The sequence below is a fragment of the Mycobacterium sp. RTGN6 genome (assembly GCF_033804605.1).
Taxonomy (GTDB): Bacteria; Actinomycetota; Actinomycetes; order Mycobacteriales; family Mycobacteriaceae; genus Mycobacterium.
The window spans coordinates 498,846-521,904 of sequence record NZ_JAPZKZ010000003.1 but is presented as its reverse complement, the minus strand read 5'-3'; the positions used below and the strand labels follow the sequence as shown (position 1 = coordinate 521,904).

The 23,059-nt window shown below is 66.3% G+C and carries 12 protein-coding genes; 8 read left to right on the top strand and 4 right to left on the bottom strand.

All coding sequences use genetic code 11. From position 1 onward, the window contains the following. Nucleotide 1: 1 nt before the first annotated feature. On the top strand, nucleotides 2–628 hold the full coding sequence (locus SLQ33_RS10490; RefSeq protein ID WP_319453753.1) for a TetR family transcriptional regulator: 627 nt from the start codon (nucleotides 2–4) through the stop codon (nucleotides 626–628). Between the two features lie 124 nt (nucleotides 629–752). Here SLQ33_RS10490 and SLQ33_RS10485 read toward each other — a convergent pair whose 3' ends face one another. Both SLQ33_RS10485 and SLQ33_RS10480 read right to left on the bottom strand, forming a co-directional pair. Next, the gene (locus SLQ33_RS10485; protein ID WP_319453752.1) at nucleotides 753–4,703 is read right to left on the bottom strand and encodes a DNA-directed RNA polymerase subunit beta'; all 3,951 of its coding nucleotides are present in this window, start codon (nucleotides 4,701–4,703) and stop codon (nucleotides 753–755) included. 43 nt (nucleotides 4,704–4,746) lie between these two features. Beyond that, nucleotides 4,747–8,262, bottom strand: a complete 3,516-nt coding sequence (locus SLQ33_RS10480) for a DNA-directed RNA polymerase subunit beta (RefSeq protein ID WP_319453839.1) — start codon at nucleotides 8,260–8,262, stop codon at nucleotides 4,747–4,749. Nucleotides 8,263–9,006: 744 nt separating this feature from the next. Here SLQ33_RS10480 and SLQ33_RS10475 point away from each other — a divergent pair. From SLQ33_RS10475 to SLQ33_RS10455, 5 genes are all read left to right on the top strand, one after another. Further along, on the top strand, nucleotides 9,007–10,440 hold the full coding sequence (locus tag SLQ33_RS10475; RefSeq protein WP_319453751.1) for a gamma-aminobutyraldehyde dehydrogenase: 1,434 nt from the start codon (nucleotides 9,007–9,009) through the stop codon (nucleotides 10,438–10,440). A gap of 48 nt (nucleotides 10,441–10,488) precedes the next feature. Beyond that, nucleotides 10,489–10,845 carry a hypothetical protein gene (locus SLQ33_RS10470; protein ID WP_319453750.1) on the top strand — a complete coding sequence of 119 codons (357 nt, stop codon included), beginning with the start codon at nucleotides 10,489–10,491 and terminating at the stop codon, nucleotides 10,843–10,845. Further along, nucleotides 10,845–12,578 (top strand): NAD(P)/FAD-dependent oxidoreductase, encoded by a 1,734-nt coding sequence (locus SLQ33_RS10465; protein ID WP_319453749.1) that lies wholly within the window; start codon nucleotides 10,845–10,847, stop codon nucleotides 12,576–12,578. The genes SLQ33_RS10470 and SLQ33_RS10465 overlap by 1 nt, the downstream gene beginning before the upstream one ends. A gap of 72 nt (nucleotides 12,579–12,650) precedes the next feature. Then, nucleotides 12,651–14,138 carry an APC family permease gene (locus SLQ33_RS10460; protein ID WP_319453748.1) on the top strand — a complete coding sequence of 496 codons (1,488 nt, stop codon included), beginning with the start codon at nucleotides 12,651–12,653 and terminating at the stop codon, nucleotides 14,136–14,138. A 51-nt stretch (nucleotides 14,139–14,189) separates the two neighbouring features. Then, nucleotides 14,190–17,174: an aminotransferase class III-fold pyridoxal phosphate-dependent enzyme gene (locus SLQ33_RS10455; protein ID WP_319453747.1), complete on the top strand. Its 2,985-nt coding sequence runs from the start codon at nucleotides 14,190–14,192 to the stop codon at nucleotides 17,172–17,174. Between the two features lie 15 nt (nucleotides 17,175–17,189). Here SLQ33_RS10455 and SLQ33_RS10450 read toward each other — a convergent pair whose 3' ends face one another. After that, nucleotides 17,190–17,867: a GntR family transcriptional regulator gene (locus tag SLQ33_RS10450; RefSeq protein ID WP_319453746.1), complete on the bottom strand. Its 678-nt coding sequence runs from the start codon at nucleotides 17,865–17,867 to the stop codon at nucleotides 17,190–17,192. Between the two features lie 53 nt (nucleotides 17,868–17,920). Between SLQ33_RS10450 and SLQ33_RS10445 the strand changes: the two genes are divergently transcribed. Together SLQ33_RS10445 and SLQ33_RS10440 are read left to right on the top strand one after the other, a co-directional pair. Further along, on the top strand, nucleotides 17,921–20,791 hold the full coding sequence (locus tag SLQ33_RS10445) for an FAD-binding and (Fe-S)-binding domain-containing protein (protein ID WP_319453745.1): 2,871 nt from the start codon (nucleotides 17,921–17,923) through the stop codon (nucleotides 20,789–20,791). Further along, nucleotides 20,788–22,269: an NAD-dependent succinate-semialdehyde dehydrogenase gene (locus SLQ33_RS10440; RefSeq protein ID WP_319453744.1), complete on the top strand. Its 1,482-nt coding sequence runs from the start codon at nucleotides 20,788–20,790 to the stop codon at nucleotides 22,267–22,269. Before SLQ33_RS10445 ends, SLQ33_RS10440 begins: the two co-directional genes overlap by 4 nt. A gap of 28 nt (nucleotides 22,270–22,297) precedes the next feature. Here SLQ33_RS10440 and SLQ33_RS10435 read toward each other — a convergent pair whose 3' ends face one another. After that, nucleotides 22,298–23,050: a class I SAM-dependent methyltransferase gene (locus SLQ33_RS10435; RefSeq protein ID WP_319453743.1), complete on the bottom strand. Its 753-nt coding sequence runs from the start codon at nucleotides 23,048–23,050 to the stop codon at nucleotides 22,298–22,300. Nucleotides 23,051–23,059: the final 9 nt, after the last annotated feature.

Here is a 23,059-nt window from a genome sequence, read left to right as displayed (position 1 = left end):
GATGGTCGAGGTCGAAACGGACCGCAAGGACCAGACGGCGCAGCGTGACCGCATTCTCGACATCGTCGCCGAACTACTCGAAACCGAGGGGTACGACGCGGTCCAATTGCGTGAGGTGGCACGCCGGGCGCGGACCTCGCTAGCCACCATCTACAAGCGTTACACCACCCGCGACGAGCTGATTCTTGCCGCGTTGCAGAGCTGGATGGACGAGCATCGCTACTCCGGCCTGGTCAACCAATCACGTCCGGCAGGCGAGTCCGTCTACGAAGGGTTGACGCGCTTGTTGCGCACCATCTTCAAGCCGTGGGAGCAGCATCCCGCGATGCTCACGGCATTCTCCCGCGCCAGGGCCGCACCGGGTGGGGACGAGCTCTTTCGCCGCGGACTCGACATCGCCGTTCCGTCGTTCATGGCGGTACTTGCTGACGTCGACGACGAGTTCGTCCGCGACCTCGAGAACATTCTCACCACGGTGATCTACGGCCTGCTGGGTCGCTTCGCGGCGGGCGAGTTGCAGATCACGGACATCGTTCCCAGCCTCGACCGCACCGTGTACTGGCTGACTGCGGGCTACGAAGCCTCGGGGCGAGCGCGCGCGGGCACGGCATCGCGCCGAAAAGCGTAGTTGGACAATGGCTCCGGAATCCGGACATGCCCTGCCGCCACGGACGGCCACGCACCAGACGACGCAAAGGGCCCTCAATCGCAATGATTGAGGGCCCTCTACCTCTGCTCGCGCAGAAAGGTGACTAGCGGTAGTCGCTGAATCCGTAATCGTCCAGCGGCACGGCGGCACCAGCAGCCTGACCGAAGTCCGGGCTGTAGTACTGATCCTCGTAGGACGGGATCGTGTACGCCGCAGCCCGGGCCTCTTCGGTGGGCTGCACCTGGATGTCGCGGTAGCGGGCGATGCCAGTACCGGCCGGGATCAGCTTGCCGATGATCACGTTCTCCTTCAGACCGTTGAGCTTGTCGCTGCGGCAGTTGATCGCCGCATCGGTCAAGACTCGCGTGGTCTCCTGGAACGACGCCGCCGACAGCCACGAATCCGTGGCCAGCGATGCCTTCGTGATACCCATCAGCACCGGACGGCCTGCGGCGGGCTCGCCACCCTCGGCCACCACGCGACGGTTCGCGGACTCGAACTCGGCACGCTCGGTCAGCGAGCCGGGCAGGAACTCCGTCGAACCCGAATCGATGACGGTGACGCGACGCAGCATCTGCCGGACGATCACCTCGATGTGCTTGTCGTGGATCGACACACCCTGAGCGCGGTAGACCTCCTGGACCTCCTTGACGAGGTGGATCTGCACCTCGCGGGGGCCCTGGACGCGGAGCACCTCGTGCGGGTTGGCCGAGCCCTCCATGAGCTGCTGGCCGACCTCGACGTGGTCACCATCGGACAGCAGGCGCTCGGAACCGTCGTCGTGCTTGAACACCTTGCGGCGCTGACGCTTCGAGAGCTTGTCGTAGACGACTTCCTCGCCACCATCGTCGGGGACGATGGTGATCTTGTAGAAGCGCTCACCCTCTTCGAGGCGCACCCGACCCGTCACGTCCGCGATCGGAGCGGTGTTGCGGGGCACGCGGGCCTCGAACAGCTCCTGCACGCGAGGCAGACCACCGGTGATGTCCTCGCCGACGCCACCTTCCTGCTTGAAGGTACGCATGGTCAGCTGCGTGCCGGGCTCGCCGATGGACTGCGCCGCCACGATGCCGACGGCCTCGCCGATGTCGACGAGCTTGCCCGTCGCCATCGAACGGCCGTAGCACATCGCACACACGCCGGTGCCCGTCGTGCAGGTCAGCACCGAGCGCACCTTGACCTCGCTGATGCCCGCTGCAAGCAGCGCGTCGATCGCGGGATCGCCGATGTCGTGGCCACGCTCGACGACGACGTTGCCCTTCGCGTCGACCGCGTCGCTGGCCAACGTCCGGGCGTAGGCGGCGGTCTCGATGTGCGCGTCGCGCACCAGAGCATCACCCTGCAGTTCGGCGAGCGTGACGTTGACGCCGCGCTCCGTCTCGCAGTCGTGCTCGCGGACGATGACGTCCTGGCTGACGTCCACCAGACGACGGGTCAGGTAACCCGAGTCGGCGGTACGCAACGCGGTGTCGGCCAAGCCCTTTCGAGCACCGTGGGTGTTGATGAAGTACTCCAACACCGTCAGGCCCTCACGGAACGAGGACTTGATGGGGCGCGGGATGAACTCGCCCTTCGGGTTGGTCACCAGCCCCTTCATGCCCGCGAGCGTGCGCGTCTGGTTGAACGTACCGGTGGCACCCGAGTCGATCAGCGTGATGATCGGGTTGTCCGACGGGTAGTGCTCACGCAGCGCCTCGCCGACCTCTTCGGTCGCGTCCTTCCAGATCGTCACCAGCGCGTCGGTGCGCTCCTCACGGGTGAGCCCGCCACGCTGGTACTTCTTCTCGATGACGTCGGCCTTCTCCTCGTAACCGTCGAGGATCTGCGCCTTGTTCGGCGGAACCAGCACGTCGGACATCGCGATGGTGACACCCGAACGCGTGGCCCAGTAGAAGCCGGTGTCCTTGAGCTTGTCGACGGTCTGCGCGACGACGATCATCGGGTAGCGCTCGGCGAGATCGTTGATGATCGACGCCTGCACCTTCTTGTGCATCTGCAGGTTGACGAAGGGGTAGCCCTTCGGCAGAAGCTCGTTGAAGATGACCCGGCCCAGCGTTGTCTCGGCCGTCCAGGCGTCGCCCGGCTTCCAGCCCTCGTCGCCGAACAGCTCGGCTTCGAGCTCGGACGGCGGCCGCTGCTGCAGCAACCGGATCTTGATCTTGGCGCGCACCGAGAGTGCGCCACGGTCGACGGCCATGACGGCCTCGGCCGGCGAGCTGTACACACCAGACTCCGGCTGATCCTTGGCGGCAGGCACGTATTGGCCTGTGTCGCCTTCGATCTCGGTGGTCAGGAAGTACAGCCCAGTCACCATGTCCAGACGGGGCATGGCCAGCGGCCGACCCGATGCCGGGGACAGGATGTTGTTGGACGACAGCATCAGGATGCGGGCCTCGGCCTGCGCCTCCGCACTCAGCGGAAGGTGCACGGCCATCTGGTCGCCGTCGAAGTCCGCGTTGAACGCCTCGCAGACCAGCGGGTGCAGCTGAATGGCCTTGCCCTCCACCAGCTGCGGCTCGAAGGCTTGGATGCCCAACCGGTGCAGCGTTGGTGCGCGGTTCAGCAGCACGGGATGCTCGGCGATGACCTCTTCGAGCACGTCCCACACCTGTGCACGCTGACGCTCGACCATGCGCTTGGCGCTCTTGATGTTCTGCGCATGGTTCAGGTCGACCAGACGCTTCATCACGAACGGCTTGAACAGCTCGAGCGCCATCAGCTTCGGCAGACCGCACTGGTGCAGCTTGAGCTGCGGGCCGACGACGATGACCGAACGGCCCGAGTAGTCGACGCGCTTGCCGAGCAGGTTCTGACGGAACCGACCCTGCTTGCCCTTGAGCAGATCGGACAGCGACTTCAGCGGACGGTTGCCCGGCCCGGTGACGGGCCGGCCACGACGGCCGTTGTCGAACAGCGCGTCCACCGACTCCTGCAGCATCCGCTTCTCGTTGTTGACGATGATCTCGGGTGCACCGAGGTCGATCAGCCTCTTGAGACGGTTGTTGCGGTTGATCACGCGGCGGTACAGGTCGTTCAGGTCCGAGGTGGCGAAGCGGCCACCGTCGAGCTGAACCATCGGGCGCAGCTCCGGCGGGATCACCGGAACGGCGTCGAGCACCATGCCGAGCGGCGAGTTGCTGTTGCTCTGGAACGCCGCGACGACCTTCAGCCGCTTGAGCGCACGGAGCTTCTTCTGGCCCTTGCCGTTCTTGATGGTGTCGCGCAGCGACTCGGCCTCGGCGTCGATGTCGAAGTTCTCGATGAGCTTCTTGATCGACTCCGCGCCCATGGCGCCGGTGAAGTACTCGCCGTAGCGGTCGACGAGCTCGCGGTAGAGCACCTCGTCGACGATGAGCTGCTTGACGGCCAGCTTGGTGAACGTCGTCCAGATCTCGTCGAGCCGGTCGAGCTCGCGCTGGGACCGGTCACGGAGCTGGCGCATCTCGCGCTCGCCACCGTCGCGCACCTTGCGGCGCACGTCGGACTTGGCGCCATCACGCTCGAGCTCGGCCAGGTCGGCCTCGAGCTTCTGCGAGCGCTCAGCCAGGTCGAGGTCACGCTGGTCCTCGACGGCCTTCTTCTCGACGACCATCTCGGCTTCGAGCGTGGACAGCTCGTTGTGGCGCATCTCGGTGTCGACGCCGACGATGACGTAGGCGGCGAAGTAGATGATCTTTTCGAGATCCTTCGGCGCCAGGTCGAGCAGGTAGCCCAAGCGCGACGGGACGCCCTTGAAGTACCAGATGTGCGTGACGGGCGCGGCCAGTTCGATGTGGCCCATCCGCTCGCGACGCACCTTGGCGCGAGTGACCTCGACGCCGCAGCGCTCACAGACGATGCCCTTGAAGCGGACGCGCTTGTACTTGCCGCAGTAGCACTCCCAGTCGCGAGTAGGTCCGAAGATCTTCTCGCAGAACAGGCCGTCCTTCTCTGGCTTGAGCGTGCGGTAGTTGATGGTCTCCGGCTTCTTTACCTCGCCGAAGGACCACGTACGGATGTCGTCCGCGGTGGCCAGGCCGATGCGGAGTTCATCGAAGAAGTTGACGTCGAGCACGTAACTCCCTTTCCCCTTGCGGGATTTCGTAAATCAGTAATTACTAGGCGAGGTCTTCGACGGACGGAGACTCGTTGCGGGACAAGTTGATTCCCAGGTTGGCGGCGGCACGCTCCAGATCCTCGTCGTCGCTGTCGCGCATTTCGATGCGCTGACCCTCCGACGACAGCACCTCAACGTTGAGGCACAGTGACTGAAGCTCCTTGAGCAACACCTTGAACGACTCCGGAATACCGGGTTCGGGGATGTTCTCGCCCTTGACGATCGCCTCGTAGACCTTGACCCGGCCGACGGTGTCGTCGGACTTGATGGTCAAGAGCTCCTGCAGCGTGTAGGCCGCGCCGTAGGCCTGCATGGCCCAGCACTCCATCTCGCCGAACCGCTGGCCACCGAACTGCGCCTTACCGCCCAGCGGCTGCTGGGTGATCATCGAGTACGGGCCGGTGGAGCGGGCGTGAATCTTGTCGTCCACCAAGTGGTGCAGCTTCAGGATGTACATGTAGCCGACCGTCACCGGGTACGGGAACGGTTCGCCACTGCGGCCGTCGAAGAGCTCGGCCTTGCCGTCCGCGTTGACGATGACGTCGCCGTCGCGGTTCGGAAGCGTCGAACTGAGCAGCCCCTGCAACTCGTTCTCGCGGGCACCGTCGAACACCGGCGTCGAGACGATGCTGTTCGGCTCGGCCGACAACAGCCCCTCCGGCAGGTTGGCGGCCCAGTCGGGCGTGCCACCGGCCACGTCGATGTTCCAGCCGGCCTTCGCGACCCAGCCCAGGTGCGTCTCGAGGATCTGGCCGATGTTCATCCGTCGCGGCACACCGTGCGTGTTCAGGATGATGTCGACGGCCGTGCCGTCCGGAAGGAACGGCATGTCCTCGACGGGCAGGATCTTGCCGATGACGCCCTTGTTGCCGTGGCGTCCGGCGAGCTTGTCGCCGTCGGAGATCTTGCGCTTCTGGGCCACGTACACGCGGACCAGCTCGTTGACGCCGGCGGGCAGCTCGTCGTCGTCCTCGCGAGAGAACACGCGGATGCCGATGACCTTGCCGGATTCACCGTGAGGCACCTTCAGCGAGGTGTCGCGAACTTCGCGGGCCTTCTCACCGAAGATGGCACGCAGCAGCCGCTCTTCCGGGGTCAGCTCGGTCTCGCCCTTCGGCGTGACCTTGCCAACCAGGATGTCGCCGTCGCGGACCTCGGCGCCGATGCGGATGATGCCGCGCTCGTCGAGATCGGCCAGCACCTCATCGGAGACGTTCGGGATGTCCCGAGTGATCTCCTCGGCGCCCAGCTTGGTGTCGCGGGCATCGATCTCGTGCTCCTCGATGTGGATGGACGTAAGCACGTCCTCCTCGACCAGGCGCTGCGAGAGGATGATCGCGTCCTCGTAGTTGTGGCCCTCCCACGGCATGATCGCGACGAGCAGGTTCTTGCCAAGCGCCATCTCGCCGTTCTCGGTGCACGGGCCATCAGCGAGCACCTGGCCAGCCTCGACGCGCTGCCCGGCATCCACGATCGGGCGCTGGTTGGCGCACGTGCCGTGGTTGGAGCGGGCGAACTTGCGCATCCGGTAGGTGTGCCTGCTGCCGTCGTCGGCCATCACCGTGATGTAGTCGGCCGAGACCTCCTCGATGACACCGGTCTTGTCGGCGACGACGACGTCACCGGCGTCGATCGCGGCACGCAACTCCATGCCGGTACCCACCAGTGGGGCCTCGCTGCGCACCAGCGGAACCGCCTGGCGCTGCATGTTGGCACCCATCAGGGCGCGGTTGGCGTCGTCGTGCTCGAGGAACGGGATCATGGCCGTCGCGACCGACACCATCTGGCGCGGCGAGACGTCCATGAAGTCGACCTCTTCCGAGGAGACGTACTCGACCTCGTCGCCCTTGTCGCCCTTGCGGCGGACCAGGACCTTCGACTCGGTGAACTTGCCGTTGTCGTCGGTGGGCGAGTTGGCCTGCGCCACGACGTGGCGGTCCTCCTCGTCGGCGGTCAGGTACACGATCTCGTCGGTGACCTTGCCGCCAACCACCTTGCGGTACGGCGTCTCGATGAAGCCGAACGGGTTGACCCGCGCGTACACCGACAGCGAGCCGATGAGGCCGATGTTCGGGCCTTCCGGCGTCTCGATCGGGCACATGCGGCCGTAGTGGCTGGGGTGCACGTCGCGGACCTCGAGGCCGGCACGCTCACGGGACAGACCACCGGGACCCAGCGCCGACAGGCGACGCTTGTGGGTCAGCCCCGACAGCGGGTTGTTCTGGTCCATGAACTGGCTCAGCTGGCTGGTCCCGAAGAACTCCTTGATCGCCGCCACGACGGGACGGATGTTGATCAGGGTCTGCGGAGTGATCGCCTCGACGTCCTGAGTCGTCATGCGCTCGCGCACGACGCGCTCCATGCGAGAAAGGCCGACGCGGATCTGATTCTGGATCAGTTCGCCGACCGTACGCAGGCGACGGTTGCCGAAGTGGTCGATGTCGTCGACCTCGACGGGCACCTCGGAGCCGCCGGGGGCGGTCATCGTCTTGTCACCGTCGTGCAGCCGCACCAGGTACTCGATGGTGGCGACGATGTCCTCTTCGGTCAGCGTCGAGCTGGTGATCGGCTGGCCCACGTTCAGGCCGAGCTTCTTGTTCACCTTGTAGCGGCCGACGCGGGCCAGGTCGTAACGCTTCTCCTTGAAGAACAGGTTCTCCAGCAGGGTCTGCGCCGACTCCTTGGTGGGCGGCTCGCCCGGGCGCAGCTTCCGGTAGATGTCCAGCAGCGCCTCGTCGGTGCCCGCGGTGTTGTCCTTCTCCAGCGTCCCCATCATGATCTCGGAGAAGCCGAACCGCTCGACGATCTGCTCGTTGGTCCAGCCGAGCGCCTTCAGCAGCACCGTGACGGGCTGGCGGCGCTTGCGGTCGATGCGGACGCCGACGGTGTCGCGCTTGTCGACGTCGAACTCCAGCCACGCGCCGCGGCCGGGGATCACCTTGACGCTGTGCAGGTTCTTCTCGGTGGACTTGTCGATGTTCTCGTCGAAGTACACACCGGGCGAACGGACGAGCTGCGACACGACGACGCGCTCGGTGCCGTTGATGATGAAGGTGCCCTTTTCGGTCATCATCGGGAAGTCGCCCATGAAGACCGTCTGGCTCTTGATCTCACCGGTGGTGTTGTTGATGAACTCGGCCGTGACGAACAGCGGGGCCGCGTACGTCATGTCCTTGTCTTTGCACTCGTCGACGGGTGCCTTCACCTCGTCGAAGCGCGGATCCGAGAACGAAAGCGACAACGTGCCCGCAAAGTCCTCGATGGGCGACAGCTCTTCGAGAACCTCTTCGAGGCCACCCTTGGGGTCGACGTCACCGCGGTCGACTGCCCGCTGACGCCACCGGTCCGAACCGATGAGCCACTGGAACGAGTCGGTCTGCACGTCGAGCAGCCCCGGAACCTCGAGGGGTTCGCGGAGCTTGGCGAAGGAGACTCTGTTGGGTGCTCCCGGAACGGGGTTGTTGGTATCTACTGACTTGATCTGGCGAGAGACTGCCAAGATTCGTCCTTCCAGCACCTGGTGCGACCATCCGGTGCCGGCCAGGCCGGTCCGCATGCCGCGTTATCTGCGTCGATTCGGCTGGCGTTCTCCAGTCCGAACCTCCGCACACGCGGCACACGACTAGGTCACTGAGCAGAGCTCAGGCTAGGACTACGGTGTCAAGTGCGGGTGAGGTGGGCAGGATGCAGCCAGCGCAACGTCCAACAATAGCGCAGGACGGCGCATTCCTCAACTACCGCACGCAAAAGTAAACAAGGCGCTGGCTGGCGTCTTCAACCCGTGCATACATGCTGCCCAACAGATTGACCCGTTTGGCTCCGTCCGTCAAGAGATAGCGCCGCGTTTTGTGTGGAGTTTTCCGTAAAGACTTCAGCCGTGTACTCGCTCAGCATGCCGCTGGGGTCGGCGGCGCACGGCGCGACGACGAGGCTGGGCGTTGCGTCCAGCACCGCGTTGAAGATGAGATCGAAGATGGACAGCTGAGCCGGAGGCGCGGGCAACACGTAAGCGTGTGGGTCGGCGCCCGTGTCGGTGGGGATGGTGACACCGGCGCCGTTTCGCTCGGTTTCACATCTTCGAGCGGGTATCGGCACCGCCGGGCCCGGTCGCGACCTTCGGATCAACAGCGTCCCGCAATCGTCTTGCGTCGCACATCACACTGTGCTTAAGTTCCTCATATCAATTGTTGAACAATAGAACAGTTCGAGCTTGTCTCCCTCCTTCGAGCCGAGCATCGGGCACCAGTGGAGAGACCACGCAATGACTGACGTTCACCTCATGTATGTCGCAGGCGAAGCCGTACCTGCCATCGACGGCGCCACCGAGCCGGTCGTCGACCCTGCGACCGGCGAGCAGTTCGCCACCGTGTCCCGCGGCGCTGCGGCCGACGTCGACAAGGCAGTGGCCGCGGCCGAGCAAGCGTTCGACGCGTGGGCGGCCACCACACCGGGTGATCGCGCCGCGCTGCTGCTGAAACTCGCCGACCGGCTGGAGGCGCACGCCGAGGAGTTCGCGCAATTGGAATCGCGCAACGTCGGCAAGCCGATCGGCGTCGCCCGCGACGAGGTCCCGTTCGGCGTGGATAACATGCGGTTCTTCGCAGGCGCCGCCAGAGTGCTCGAAGGTCGGGCGGCAGGCGAGTACTCCCCCACCCACACCAGCATCATCCGACGCGACCCACTCGGCGTGGTGGGCAGCGTCGCACCGTGGAACTTCCCGCTGGTGATGGCGATCTGGAAGATCTGTCCCGCGCTGATGACAGGCAACACGCTCGTGCTCAAGCCGAGCGAGCAGACCCCGCTGTCCGCCTTACGGCTCGCCGAGTTGGCCGCAGACCTGTTCCCGCCGGGCGTCTTCAACGTGGTTACCGGTCACGGCGACACCGTCGGTCAGGCGCTGGTATCCCATCCGCGGGTGCGGATGTCCTCGCTGACCGGCGACACCGCCACGGGCAAGGTTGTCGCCCGCGCCGCATCCGACAACCTCAAGCGCCTGCACCTCGAACTCGGCGGCAAGGCACCGGTTCTGGTGTTCGACGACTGCGACGCCGAGCTGGCGATCACCAAGATCTGCGAGGGCGGCTACGGAAACTCCGGTCAGGACTGCATGGCCGCCTCGCGGGTTTACGTCCAAGACGGCATCTACGACGAGTTCGTCACCGAACTGACCCGCGCGGTCTCCAAAGTCGCCATGGGCGAACCGCAGGACGAGTCGACGGAGATGGGACCGGTCATCTCGGCCAAGCAACGCGACCGGATCGCCGGATTCGTCGATCGCGCAACCGAATCCGGTCCGGCCTCGCTGTCCGTCGGCGGCTTGGGAGCGGGCCCCGGCTTCTGGTACCAGCCGACGCTGGTCACCGACGCTGCTCAGGACTCTGAGATCGTGCAGAAGGAAGTCTTCGGCCCCGTGGTGACCACCACCCGATTCCACTCCGAGGAACAAGCCCTCGCCTGGGGCAACGACGTCGAATACGGCCTGGCCGCCTCGGTGTTCACCAAGGACGTCGGCCGCGCCATGCGGGCCGCCCGCAAGCTGCAGTTCGGCACCGTGTGGATCAACGACCACCTGCCGATCGTCTCGGAGATGCCGCACGGCGGGTTCAAACAGTCCGGACACGGCAACGACATGTCGATCTACTCCCTCGAGGAGTACACCGAAATCAAGCACATCATGATCAACTTCGCGACCTGATCCGAATTCATCACTACCACAAAGGTTCTTGGAGATACGGGAGACGCCATGACCCAGCCAGACCCCGCGGCAGCACCGTTCGGAGTGACTGCGATCAACCTCTTCTCGATGCTGCCCGGCGTCGACCCGGCCGAGTTCGAACGATTCTCGAACGAGGTCGACCGACCCACCTGCCTCGCCTTCGGTGACGTCGTGACGGGATTCGACGCCTACCGCGTGGTCGGTCAGCCCGACGGGGCGCCCGCCGACATCGTCGAAGTGATGCGGGTGTCCGATTGGCCAACCTGGGAACAGTTGCGCGACAACGACCCCGCGTTCGAACCGGTGATGGAGGCTTTCAACAAGCTCGTCGATCCCAACTCCGTCCGCACCTACTTCACCCGACCGATCATCGGAGACAACTAGTGACCACGACCTACGACGCCGTCATCGTCGGAGCCGGACACAACGGCCTCATCACCGCTGGCTACCTGGCCAGGGCTGGCAAGAAGGTGCTCGTCGTCGAAGCCCGCGACGTCGTCGGCGGCGCCTGCACCAGCGAGCAGCTGATTCCCGGCTCCACCTGGTCGTCGTGCGCCTTCATCGCAAGCCTGCTGCGGCCCGAGATCATCGCCGAACTGGAACTCGAGAAGTACGGACTGGAGATGTATCAGACCGAGGCCAGTGAGATCAGCATCTTCCCCGACGGCAGCCACCTATTCATGTGGAAGGACATGGACCGCATGCTCAAGGAGCTCGAGAGGTTCTCCAAGGCGGATGCCCAGGCGTTCCTCGACTTCGGCCTGAGGGTGAAGAAGTTTGCGTCGATCCTGACGCCTTTCCTCCTGGCTCCGCCGCCGAGTCGGTCACAGGTGGTGGCGGCGTTCGAGGCCGCGGGCGCGGAGGACCTCTTCAACGAACTCGTACTGCTGTCCACGAAGGATCTGCTCGACCGGTACTTCACCTCGGAGCACATCAAGGGCCTGTTCACGTTCTTCGGCATGATCTCGATCTGGGGTGGCCCGTCGACCCCGGGAACCAGCTACGTCTACGGCCATCACTCGGTCGGCGAGTTCAAGGGCACGCTCGGCCAGTGGGGCTTCGTCAAGGGCGGCATGGGTGGCATCACCCAGGCGCTGGCCCGCAGCGCAGAGGCGTACGGCGCCCAGGTCCGGCTCAACGCGCCGGTGCGCCAGGTGGTCGTGAAGTCCGGCACTGCAACGGGTGTCGAGCTCGCCAGTGGTGAAGTGATCATGGCGCGCGCGGTGGTCTCCAACGCCGACCCGCAGCGCTCCATGCTGACGCTGCTACCTGAAGGCACCCTCGACCAGAAGCTCACCACCAAGCTTCAGAACTACGACGCGCGCGGCTCGATGGCCCGCATCCACCTTCTGATCGACGAGCTGCCCGACTACATCGGCTTCCCCGCCGGGGTCGAGGGCCCGCAGCATCAGGCCCAGGCGATCCTCGGCGCATCGATCGAGAACTTCGAGCGCGCCTGGGAGGCAGAGCGTCGTGGCGAGATCCCCGACGACTTCGTCATCGAGGCGGTCATCCAGTCCACCCACGACGAGACCTTGGCGCCAGCAGGGTTGCACACCATGACCCTTGGCGTGCAACAGCTTCCGTTCACACTCAACGGCACCGACTGGGACGCCATCCGAGACGAGTGGGCCGACCGAGTGCAGGAGGTGCTGTACCGCTACGCACCGAACCTGCGCGACCACATCGTCGATCGCGTCATCATCACGCCCAAGGACCTCGAACGGGATTACGGCCTGACGGGCGGAAACATCTTCCACGGCGCGATGTTCTTCGACCAACTGTTCAGCGCCAGACCCACTCCCGAGCTCGCCGACTACCGCACACCCGTGAAGGGCTACTACCTGTGCGGCTCCGGGACCCATCCCGGTGGCGGCGTGATGGGTGCCAGCGGGCACAACGCCGCACAGGTGGTCGTCGCCGACCTGAACGGCACCCCCGCGCCCACCGCAGACCGGGTGGTCGCGCGCCCACCCAGAGCAGGCGTCATCGATCGCGTCATGGAGACCAAGGCAGGCAAGAAGCTCGGCTACACCGTCGCCTCGACCCCAGCGTTCCGCAAGGTCGTCAAGTTCGCGGCCAGAAGTGAGAGTTCCCGAAACACCCCGCACCGCTAGGTATTACGCACCCGTCCGGCATCGTCGCCCGCTCCATCACCGTAGGAAACCCGCCGCTCGAAAGGCTCTACCATGCTCCACCAGGAAGATCCCCAGTCACTGGCCACGGTCAAGGATTCGCCCGACGGTTCGGCGTCCCTGGCGCGCAACCAAATCGGCGTGCTCGGCATCGTCTTCTTCGTCGTCGCCGCGGCCGCACCGCTGACCGTGGTAGTGGCGTTGTTCCCGGTGATCATCGGATCGGGCAACGGCGTCGGCATCGCAGGTGCCTTCGTCGTGGTGGCCGCCGTGCTCACCCTCTTTGCGGTCGGATACGTCGCGATGAGCAAGCACATCACCAATGCCGGCGCGTTCTACGCATTCATCACCCGCGGTCTTGGCCGACCGCTCGGCCTTGGGTCGGCATCACTGGCGATCTTCGCCTACAACGCGATCCAACTCGGCGTCATCGGCGGATTCGGCTACTACGCAGCCGAATTCGTCGAGAAGCACACTGGACCCGCGATCCCATGGTGGGTATTCTCATTCCTGGCGATGGGCGCGGCACTGTTCCTCGGAGTGCGGCAGATCCACGCGGGCGCGCGCGTGCTGGCGGTGCTACTCACCCTGGAGACCGCGATCATCCTGATCCTCAACGTCGGCATTCTGTTCAACAGCCCGACCCCGATCAGCGAGTACTCGTTCGAACCGTTCGCCCCGTCCGCGGTGTTCGCAGGCGCAATCGGCGTTGCGCTGATGTTCGCGCACGCATCGTTCATCGGATTCGAGGGCACCGCGATCTACGGCGAGGAGGCCAAGGATCCCAAGCGCACGGTGCCCCGCGCCACCTACGCGGCGGTCATCTTCATGGGCGTCTTCTACGCCGTCACCGCCTGGTTGATCGTCAACGCCGTCGGTGTCGACAGCGTCGTCAGCCTGGCCGAGACCGAGTCCGGCAATCTGGTGTTCGCCGTCAGCGACGACATCCTCGGCAGAGCGGGCACCGAGGCCTTCCAGCTGTTGGTGATCACCAGCCTGTTCGCCGCCATTCTCACCTTCCACAACAACGTGGCCCGCTACCTGTACTCCCTTGGCCGCCAAGGCGTGATCTGGTCGCGGCTCGGAACGACCCATCCGACCCGGAAGTCGCCCGCGCTGGCCTGCTACGTGCAGATCGCCATGGTGGCGGTCGTGGTGGTGATCTTCGCGGCGCTCGGGCTCGACCCGTACACCACGCTCTTCACCTGGTGGACCGGCGTCGGTGCGGCCGGCATCATCCTGCTGCAGACCATCGCCAGCGTCGCGATCTTCGTGTTCTTCCGGCGCTCAGGAGTCGACAAGCGGCCGTGGAACACCTTCATCGCGCCGCTGCTCGGCACCGCAGGCCTGCTGCCGTTCCTCTGGTACGCCATCACCGGGATGGACGTACTGCTGGGTGCGGGCGGATGGCTTCAAGTGATGTTCACCGTGATGCTGTTCGCCTCACTGGCCCTCGGCGTCGTCGGCGCCTACGTCATCAAGGTCCGCTCGCCGGAGCGGTACGACCGGCTGAATTCGACCCTTGGGGATCGCGTCGCCTGACCTCACGGTGCCGCAACGCCGCGATCCGGATCCAAATCGAAGGGAACTCAGATGTCTGCCGCCGACGGCGCCATCGATCTACGCCGAGCACAGCCGCTCGACACGGACGAGGCACTGACATTGGTGCACACCATGTTCGGGCTTGAGGTCAGTGACGCCGTGACGCTCGGTGGTGAGTTCGACCAGAACCTCAGGGTGACTGGCGTCGACGGCGGGCACTACTTGATCAAAGTGTCCACGCTTCCGGACACCGACCTCGAGACCGCGACCTGGCACCAGCAGATCCTCGCCCACCTACATCTCGAGGCACCGGAGCTGCCGTTGCCGCGACTCATCCCGACGACCGACGGCGACTTGCGCGCGATCGTGCCAACCAGCCAGGGCGACAGGATGATCCGTGTGCTCACCTGGCTGCCGGGCACGCCGCTAGCCGAGGCCGATGAGCATTCCGACGGACTGCTCATCGAGCTCGGCGAACTCGCCGGGCGGATGTCGACGGCGTTGTCCACGATGGCGGAACCGCATGCACCCATCACGCACGACTGGGACATGCGTCGGGCCCGGTCGGTCGTGGATAGCAGCATCGACGCGGTGACCGACCCGGATCGACGGGCCGACATCGACGCGGTGATGCGGTGGTTCGACACCGTGGCGCCCCTGCTGCCGAACCTGCCCCCCGGTGTCGCGCACCAAGATCTCAACGATTCCAACCTTCTGGTGCAGCGCGATCCCGCGGGCGGGCAGGCCATCAGCGGCGTGCTCGATCTGGGCGACGCGCTCTACACCGTGCGCGTCGCCGAGCTTGCCGTCGCCACGGCCTATGCCCTGGTACGCAAGGAAGATCCGATGCGGGTAGCCGAACTGGTCGTCGCAGGGTTCGACTCGGTGGCCCCACTGACCGATGATGAACTGGCGGTCGTTTTCCCGCTGGCCGCGGCCAGATTGGCGATGAACGCCGCAACGTGGACACAACGCAACGCGCACAACCACAACGATCACGGCGAGAAGCGGATGCGACATACCTGGCCCGCACTGTCCAAGGTCGCCCGGATCGACCCCGACTATGCCGAAGCCAGCCTGCGACGTGCGTGTGGGCGGCCGGCTCACCCGGACAGCGCCCGCCTGACGGCTGCACTGGGATCGGCGACGCCCGCACCGTGGTCGGCGCGGATCAGGCAGGCGCAGACCATCGACACGTCCACGGCGAGCGACCTCTTCGACGTCATCGACTGGCCCAACGCCGCTGCCCTGCGGCGCGCGGTGGACTCCGAACTGGGCGACCGCACGCAACGTTTCGGCGTCATCGGACATCTTCGGCCCAACCTGGCGTGGGCGGCCCAGCGCGGTGTCGGCGACGCCGAGCCCGCCACCATGACACTGGGCACCCGGCTACTGGTCGCCGTTGGCGACGAAGTGCGCTGCCCCCTGGATGGCACGGTGATCGCCACCGCGGGCACACTGACGTTGCATCACGTCGTCGACGGGTTCGCGTTCCTCAGTCACTGGCACGGGCTGTCGGGCACCCGGGTTGGTGCGGCACGTGCGGGCGACTTGTTGGGCACTGCAACGGCTTACGACGAGCTGGGCGCCGTCGTGTCGGTGAGCGTCTCACTGCCGCGACGACACGGTGGCTCTGCGGGCTGGCCAACCCGGGTGCGCCCGAGCACCGCGGGCGTCTTCTCCGAGTTGTCCCCCGACCCTTCGGCACTCCTGGGGCTGGCCCCGCCCGATTCGTCCGGTCACCTGAGCGTCGACCAGGTGGTCGCGATCCGACGCCACCGGTTGGCGAGTTCCCAACGCGCCTACTACCGCGCGCCGATGAACCTGCAACGCGGCCGGGACGTCTGGCTGTATGACGAGAACGGCCTGGCCTACCTCGACTCGCTGAACAACGTCACACATGTCGGGCACGCCAATCCGCGGGTTGCGGAGGCAGCGCGCCGACAGACGAACAAGCTCAACACCAACTCGCGGTTCATCTACGAGGGCATCGCCACCTACGCCGAGAAGCTGGTCGCAACCCTGCCCGATCCACTGGAAGTGGTTTTCCTGGTGTGTTCGGGCAGTGAGGCCAACGACCTCGCCATCCGCATCGCCCGCCAGGTCACCGGACGCTCCGACATCGCGATCATCGACGGCGCCTACCACGGCAACACCGGTGTGGTGACAGGCCTTTCGCCCAACCGCTACAAGGGCCCGGGCGGAGCGGGCGCCCCCGCCACCACGCACGAGACGATGATCCCGGACCGCTACCGCGGACCGTACGGCTACGACGACCCGCAGGCCGGATTCAAGTACGGTGCCGAGGCCGCCCGCGTCATCGCGGCGATGGTCGGCAGCGGCACACCGCCCGCCGCCTTCCTCGCCGAGTCCCTGATGGGCTCGGCAGGCAACATCGTCTTCGGCGACGGCTATCTGGCCACTGCGTTCGCCGCGGCCCGCAAGGCGGGGGCCCTGTGCATCTCCGACGAGGTGCAGGTGGGCGTCGGCCGCATGGGTGACGTCTTCTGGGGATTCGAACTCGGTGGTGTGGTGCCGGACATCGTGACGATGGGCAAGCCGTTGGGCAACGGACACCCACTGGCGGCAGTGGTGACCACCCGCGACGTCGCCGACGCATTCGACACGGGGATGAAGTACTTCAACACCTTTGGCGGCAACCCGGTGTCCTGCGCAATCGGGTCCACCGTGCTTGACATCGTCGTCGGCGACGGACTTCAACGACACGCGAATGAGGTCGGGCGGTACTTCGCGGACGCCCTACGCCAGGTGCAGCGCCGCCATCCGCTCATCGGCGACGTCCGAGCACAAGGCCTCTACCTCGGCGTCGAACTCGTCCGCGATCGCGCCACCAAGGAACCGGCCGGGGCCGAGGCCTTCGAGGTGACCGAGTTGATGAAGGAGCAGGGAGTGATCGTCTTCCCGAACGGTGTCCACGACAACGTACTGAAGATCAAGCCGCCCATGACATTTCAGAACGGCCACGCCGACCTCTACTGTGACGCGCTCGACAGGGTGCTGAGTCGGCTGGGCTGAGCCCGCCGGATCCAGCTACGACGTCCGGTTGGCGAAGATGGCGGCGACGCGTTGAGCAGCGACGGTGAGGATCTCCTCGAGCACGGCATGGGCACGCTTCGGGTCGCCCGAGTCGAGCGCCGCCATGATCGAAGTGTGCTCCTCGATGACGCCCTCCTGGGACTCGAATTCGCGGTCCTCCACGGACAGCACCACCAGAAAGAAGCGAAGTTCGCGCACGAGCTGGGCATAGAAGTCGTCGATTCGCTTGCTGTCCAGCATCGCAACGATCGCAGCGTGGAAGGCCAGGTCCTTCTCGGCGATCGCGGCCGGGTCGCGGGACTCGTAAGTGGTCATCAGGTCGTGGAGTGCGGCGCGCACCGGCGCGAGCTCCTCGGGGCTGCGTGGTGCGCTCGCCGCGGCGAGTTCAAGCGTCATGCGGGCCCTGTACAGCTCGGCGAGGTCGTCCTGCGACGGATCGACCACCGCGGCACCGTGATGCATGGTGTGGCGCACCAGACCGCCCGCCTCCAGCATCCGAACCGCTTCGCGCACGGTATTTCTCGAGATGCCTAGCGATGTCGCGATGGCGCTTTCCCGGATCGGCGCGCCGGGAGGCATCTCGCCACGCATGATCGCGTCACTCAGTCCGTCCGCCACTTGTTGGGCGGTACTGGTGCGACGCAGCGTCAGATTCTCGACCGGGTTGACCACCACATCACTATAGCCGATTGCGTTCAATAGCTATACTGTCCTACTGTAGAACAATGTTGCGCGAAGCGATCGAACGACTCGGCGTACCTGCCGATTTCGATGCGGGGGCGCGGGCTCAGTTCGCCTATGACGCCTCGCTGTATCGAGTGGCGCCGCTCGGTGTCGTGTTCCCCCGATCGGCCGCGGACGTCGCCGCCGTCGTACTGGCATGCCGCGCACACGGAGTATCGGTCATCCCCCGTGGCGGCGGAACCAGCATGGCGGGCAACGCCATTGGCTCAGGCGTAGTGATCGACATGTCTCGCCACATGAACCGCGTGGTGTCCGTCGACACCGAGGCACGCCACACCGTGGTGCAGGCCGGCGTGGTGCTCGACGACCTTCAGCGGGCCCTGCGTCCACATGGACTGGAGTTCGGACCCGACCCGTCGTCACACAGCCGGGCGACGCTCGGCGGCATGATTGGCAACGACGCGTGCGGCAACCACAGCGTCCGGCACGGGCGTACCGTTGCGCACGTCGTCGAACTCGAACTCGTCCTGGCCGACGGTAGTCATGTCATTGCGGGCCGGGGCGGCATCCGCCCGGCTTCCGATGGGGGCCCGACCGCAGCCACCCGCGCCGACCGACTCGACGAGGCGTTACGAAAGGTGCTCGCGGCCAACCTCGCTCCGATCCGCACCGAGCTCGGCCGAATCAGCCGCCAGGTCTCCGGGTACCAACTGCAGCATCTATTGCCGGAGCACGGGTTCGACGTCGCCAAGATGCTCGTCGGGACCGAGGGGAGCTGTGCGATCGTGGTGGCAGCCACGTTGGCGCTGGTGCCCACACCGCCCGCCGCGCTGCTCATCGCGATCGGTTACACAGACGTGGTGTCCGCCGCCGACGACGTGCCTGCCATCCTCGACTTTGCTCCCGCTGCGGTTGAGGGGATGGACGAGAGCATCGTCGCAACGATGCGCGCCCGCCGCGGCCACGACTCCGTGGCCGGGCTGCCCGACGGACGCGCGTGGCTGTTCGTGGACCTCGACGGCGCCGACGCTAGCGAGGTGGCCGAGCGCGCCGACGAACTGGTGCGCGTGATCCGCGCCCGCGGCTACTCGACCGACGCCCGCGTGGTCGCCGACCCCGTCGACCGCGCCTCCCTGTGGCGGGTCCGCGAAGACGGTGCCGGGTTGGCCGCGCGGCCAGCCGACGGGACTCCGACCTGGAGCGGCTGGGAGGACTCGGCCGTCGATCCGCATGACCTTCCCGGCTATCTGCGAGACCTCCGCGCGCTGCTCGACCGGCACGGGCTGCGCGGCGTGATGTACGGCCACTTCGGCGCGGGATGCATCCACGTCCGAATCGACTTCGACGTGACGACGCCCGGCGGGGTGGCCGCGATGGGCCGATTCGTCACGGAGGCAGCCGAACTGGTTGTGCACCACCACGGCACCTTGTCCGGTGAGCACGGCGATGGCCGCGCCCGCAGCGCCCTCTTGCCGATCATGTACAGCGCCGAGATGCTAGGCCTGTTCGCCGCGGTCAAGGACGCCTTCGACCCGGACGGCCTGCTGAACCCCGGCATCATCGTCCGGCCACCGCCTGTGACCGCCAACCTGGCGCCACTGCCGATCATCGACATCGCCCGCCAGCAGTTCGCCTACCCCCATGACAGCCACGGCTTCGCCGATGGAGTCGGCCGGTGCGTCGGCATCGCCAGGTGCCGCAGCGACGACGGCGGCGTCATGTGCCCGAGCTACCGCGCCACCCACGACGAGAACCACTCGACCCGCGGGCGGGCCAGGGCGCTGCAGGAGCTGCTGCGTGCCGACGTCATCACGGAGGGGTGGCGGTCCCCGGCCGTCCGCGACGCACTCGACTTGTGCCTGTCCTGCAAGGCGTGCTCAAGCGACTGTCCCGTCGGCGTGGACATGGCGACCTACAAGTCGGAGTTCCTCTCCCACCACTACCGCGGCAGGGTTCGACCGCGAAGCCACTACTCGCTGGGCTGGCTGCCGGTGATCGCCAGGCTCGCCGGTACCGCGCCGGCATTGGTGAACCGCGTCGCCGCCAATCCAACCGCTCGCAGGTTAGTCACGACCGCGGGCGCAATCACCCCCGAGCGCGCCGTGCCGCAGATCTTCGGCCACCGCACCGCGCGAAAGGCGCTGCAGCCGTATCTAAATCGGTCAGGAACTCACGACGCGGTGCTCTTCACCGATACGTTCACCAGGGCGTTCCGGCCGGAGCTGGCGGGCAGTGCCGGTGCCGTCCTGGCGGATTCGGGGCTGCGCCTGCGGCCCGCCGACGGCTGCTGCGGGCTGACGTGGATCACCACCGGACAGCTGGCGACCGCCAAGCGGGTTCTGGCCCGCACGGCGCGCCGGCTGGACGCCACTGGGTCGGCGCCCATCGTCGTGCTCGAACCCAGTTGTGCGGCGGCCCTGCGCAAGGATCTACCGGAGTTGGTGCCAAGCGATGCGGCGCGACGGGTCGCCGACCGGATCACAACATTCGCCGGCATCGTCACCGACCGGCTCGATCACGGATGGCAGCCACCACCGCAACCCGAACAGATGATGCTGCAACAGCATTGCCACGAGTACGCGGTGTTCGGCGCGAGCCTTCAGCAGAAACTCTTGAAACGGCTGGGGGTCGAGGAGGTCCGCATCGCCACCGGCTGCTGCGGCCTTGCGGGAAACTTCGGTTTCGAACGCGAGCACTACGACGTCTCGATCAAGGTGGCCGACCTGGCGTTGACACCTGCGCTCGCCGATCCGGCGGCGCGCGTGGCGATTGCGGCCGACGGATTTAGTTGCCAAACCCAGATCCACCACCTCAACCCCGAGGGCAACCCGCCCCCCGCACACCTGGCCGAACTACTCGCCCAGGCGCTGCCGCTCCGAGAATCACACGACAGCAAAGGAATTCAGCGATGACGATGACGCAGGACGCAGTGCGGTTCGCCACTTTCGCCGAGCGCTTTCCCAGGCAGCTGTTCATCGGTGGCGCCTGGGCCGACGCGGCCAACGGCGCAACCACCACCGTGGACAACCCCGCGACGGGCGACGTGCTGACGTCGGTCGCCGACGCCTCCCCCGATGACGGTCGACGCGCACTCGACGCCGCAGTCCATGCCCAACGCGACTGGGCCAGGACTGCACCGCGACGACGGAGTGAGCTCCTGCGTACGGCCTATGAGGCGATACTCGCCCGCACCGAGGATCTCGCGCTGCTGATGACGCTGGAGATGGGCAAGCCGCTCGACGAGGCCCGAGGTGAGGTGAGGTACGCCGCCGAGTTCATGCGCTGGTTCTCCGAGGAGGCGGTGCGCATCGACGGCGGCTACGCCACCAGCCCGGACGGTGCCAAACGTTCGCTCGTGACTGCGGCTCCCGTGGGGCCGTGTCTGCTCATCACGCCGTGGAACTTCCCGCTGGCGATGGGCGCGCGGAAGATCGCGCCTGCGATTGCCGCCGGGTGCACGATGGTGCTCAAACCCGCACCGCAGACTCCGTTGTCCTCGCTGGCGCTGGCCGCGATCCTCGCCGAGGCCGGGCTGCCCGCCGGGGTGCTGAACGTCGTCACCACCTCCAGGGCCGGTGATCTGATCGAGCCGCTGCTGCGCTCGGGCGACATCCGCAAGCTGTCGTTCACGGGTTCAACCGATGTCGGTCGAATCCTACTGGCGCAGAGCGGTTCCGCCGTCATCCGTACGTCGATGGAGCTGGGCGGCAACGCGCCCTTCATCGTGTTCGCCGACGCCGACCTAGACGTTGCGCTAGACGCGGCGATGCAGGCCAAGATGCGCAACACGGGCGAGACCTGCACCGCGGCCAACCGCTTCTACGTCCACGAGGACGTGGCGGGCGAGTTCTGCGAACGGCTCGCCGGGCGGATGGCCGCGTTGCGTACGGCACCGGGCTGGATGGACGGAGCTCAGGTCGGACCTTTGATCGACGCCCCCAGCCTTGCCAAGGTCGAGCGGCTGGTCGAGGACGCAGTGGCCCGCGGCGCCTCCGTCGTCACCGGCGGTCGACCGATGGGCGGCCCTGGCCACTTCTATCCGCCGACAGTGCTCACCGGTGTCGAGGCGGGCAGCGCGATGACCACGACCGAGATCTTCGGCCCCGTCGCCGCCGTGCAGACGTTCGGCGACGAGGACGACGTGGTGGCGATGGCCAACAACACCCCCTGGGGGCTGGTGGGCTACGTGTTCAGCCAGGATGTCGACAGGGCCCTGGGAGTCAGCGAAGAGCTCGAGGTCGGGATGGTCGGACTCAACTGCGGCATAGTCTCGGACCCTGCGACACCGTTCGGCGGCGTCAAGGAGTCTGGCCTCGGCCGCGAGGGCGGTCGGGTCGGCATCGACGAGTTCCTGGAGTACAAGCTGATCAGCATGCCGATCAAACGGTGAGGCCCGCCGAGCCAGCGGTAGTCGCGGGCTACCTCTCGGCGCGACGTCCACTCACGGTCTGCGACGCCGCGGACACCTTGCGTTCGACGTCGACGAGCCCGGCGGCGTGGAACGCCATCGTGATCTCGTGGACGTCGAAGAGCCGCAGTGGTGCCATCTGCGATGCGGCGACGCTGAGCCGGCGCAGTCGAGCCGGACCGCGCGCACACGTGGTGAGTACTGCGATGCGTCCGCCCGGCTTCAGCACCCGGACCAGCTCCCGCAACGAGCCGAACGGGTCGTCCATCAGGTACAGCGCGCCATAGCAACTGACGGCGTCGAAGGTCCCGTCGGCGAACGGAAGGTCAGCGCCATCGGCACGGACGTAGCCGACGGGGTCGTCGCTCGGCGTCTCGCGCACGGCTTGGGCCAGCATGGTCGCCGAACTATCCACCCCGACGATGAGCCCGTCGGATCCGACCTTCGCCACCAGGGTGCGGGTGGTGTTGCCGGGACCGCACGCCAGGTCGAGCACGCGGTCGCCTTCGGCGATGTCGAGCAGCCGCAGCTTCAGACGGTCTTCGTCTGCGGTGTTGCGCATGGTGAACCCGAAGAACGCCACCGGCCGCCACAAGCGTTCGTAGATGCGGGGCAGCAGTGTCGAGCCCATGACGCGCTGGGCCGTCGTCTGCGGGACCTGCTCGAAGCCAAGCACGTCGAGATATCCATCGACGAGCGTGGCGGGCCGGGCGAGCAATGCCTCGACGCGCGTCAGCGCCGCCGACCGTTGCGCGTCGGCCATGGTGGACGA